2 protein-coding genes are annotated in these 2,216 nt (G+C 70.5%); both read left to right on the top strand.

The window, feature by feature from the left end:
* Window positions 1-141 precede the first annotated feature (141 nt).
* A complete protein-coding gene (tnpB, locus tag E2C06_RS36215) occupies window positions 142-489 on the top strand; it encodes an IS66 family insertion sequence element accessory protein TnpB (protein WP_133293349.1) in 348 nt (115 codons plus the stop codon).
* Window positions 490-531: 42 nt separating this feature from the next.
* Window positions 532-2,124 carry an IS66 family transposase gene (gene tnpC, locus E2C06_RS36210; RefSeq protein WP_133293350.1) on the top strand — a complete coding sequence of 531 codons (1,593 nt, stop codon included), beginning with the start codon at window positions 532-534 and terminating at the stop codon, window positions 2,122-2,124.
* Window positions 2,125-2,216 lie beyond the last annotated feature (92 nt).

The following is a 2,216-nucleotide window of genomic DNA, read 5'->3' as shown; positions in this document are numbered from 1 at the left end:
CCCGGTAGCCGCAGCGCCCATCGACCCTGAGAACCAAGCGGACAGCCGCATCGAGATCGTGCTGCCCGACGGCACGGCGGTTCGGATTGCCGAGGGGATCAGTGCTGCCGCGCTGCGGCGCGTGATGGCGGCGCTGCGCGGATGATCCCGGTTCCCTCCGGTGTCCGGGTCTGGCTGGCGGCGGGCCATACCGACATGCGGCGCGGCAGGAATGGCCTGGCGCTGCAGGTGCAGCAGGCGCTCGGGCGCGATCCCCATGCCGGCGATCTCTACGTGTTCCGAGGCCGCCGCGGCGACCTGGTTAAGATCGTCTGGCACGACGGGCTCGGCATGTCGCTCTATGCCAAGCGGCTGGAGCGCGGCCGGTTCATCTGGCCGCCGCCCGCGGATGGCGCCGTGGCGATTTCCGGGTCGCAGCTGGCCTACATGCTGGACGGCATCGACTGGCGGAACCCGCAGCGGACATGGCGTCCGGAGGTCGCCGGATAAGGCTGGCAGGTGGGCGCCGGGTATGATTCAATTTCTGCCGTGATGCCCGCGCCGGACACCATCCTTGCCGATATCGACACGCTGCGCGCCGCGCTGGCGGCGGAGCAGTCGGCCCGGCGCGAGGCCGAGGCGCGTGCCTCCGGTGCCGAGGCGATGGTGGCGCACCTCAAGCTGCTGATTGCCCGGCTCAAGCACGACAAGTACGGCGCCTCCTCCGAGCGCGGCCGCAAGCTGCTCGACCAACTGGAGCTCGAACTCGGCGAGTTGGTCGCCGCCGCAAGCGAGGACGCCGCCAAGGTCGAGGCCGCGGCCGGCAAGGATGGCAGCACCCGCCGTCCCGACAGCCCGCCCCGTGGCCAGCCGGTGCGGGCACCCCTGCCAGCCCACCTGCCGCGCGAGCGGATCGTCCTGCCGGCGCCGACCGCCTGTCCTTGCTGCAATGGCAAGCTGTCCAAGCTGGGCGAGGACATCACGGAGACGCTGGAGGCCGAGCCGATCAGTTGGAAGGTCATCCAGACCGTCCGCGAGCGGTTCTCGTGCCGCGCCTGCGAGGCCATCACCCAGCCGCCGGCGCCGTTCCACCCCATCGCCCGCGGCCGGGCGGGCCCCAAACTGCTGGCCATGATCCTCGAGGCCAAGTTCGGCCAGCACCAGCCGCTGAACCGCCAGAGCGACGCCTATGCCCTGCAGGGCATCGAGCTCAGCGTCTCCACCCTCGCCGACTGGGTTGGCACCTGCACCGCCAACCTGGCGCCGCTGATGGCCCTGATCGACGCCCATGTGCTGGCCGCCGCCCGGCTGCATGGCGACGACACTACCGTGCCCGTGCTGGCCCGGGGCAAGACCATCACCGGCCGGCTCTGGACCTATGTCCGCGACGACCGGCCGTTCGGCGGCCCGGCGCCCCCGGCAGCGATGTTCCGCTACTCCCGGGACCGGACGGCCGAGCATCCGAACCGACACCTGGTGGGCTACGCGGGGATCCTGCAGGCCGATGCCTATGCCGGATACAACGCCCTGTACGAGACGGGGCGTAAGCCGGGGCCGATCAGCGAGGCGGCGTGCTGGGCGCATGGCCGGCGCAAGCTGTTCAAGCTCGCCGAAGTCGACCGCGCGCCGCTGGCTGCCGAAGCGGTGCGGCGGATCGACGCGATCTTTGACGCCGAACGCCTGATTAACGGCCAGCCCGCCGAGCATCGCTTTGCCATACGGCAGGCGCGGATCGCCCCGCTGGTCAGCGAACTCGGGACCTGGATGCGGGAGCAACGGGGCCGGATGTCGCGGCATGCCGAGGTCGGCAAGGCGATGGACTACAATCTGACGCGCTGGGATGCCTTTACCAGGTTCCTCGGCGACGGCCGAATCTGCCTGACAAACAACGCCGCCGAGCGCGCGCTGCGTGGCATTGCCCTTGGCAGGAAGTCGTGGCTGTTTGCCGGCAGTGATCGCGGCGGCGACCGGGCCGCGGCCATGTACTCGCTCATCATCACCGCCAAGCTGAACGGCGTCGACCCGCGCGCCTGGCTCGCCGACGTCCTGGCCCGCATCGCCGACCATCCGGCCTCGCGGCTCGATGAGCTGCTGCCCTGGAACTGGAAGCAGGCCCGGGACGCCGCTGTCGCCAAGGCGGCCTGACCATGGCCGCACCGAGCTACGTATTCACCATCGCCCGCGTTGCCGAGATGCTCGGCGAGGATGAGGAATGGCTGAGCGAGCTCGCCGAGCAG

The sequence above is a fragment of the Dankookia rubra genome (assembly GCF_004355005.1).
In the GTDB taxonomy this organism is placed as follows: Bacteria; Pseudomonadota; Alphaproteobacteria; order Acetobacterales; family Acetobacteraceae; genus Paracraurococcus; species Paracraurococcus ruber_A.
The sequence above is the reverse complement of the archived record's forward strand: the minus strand, read 5'-3'. Positions and strand labels throughout refer to the sequence as shown.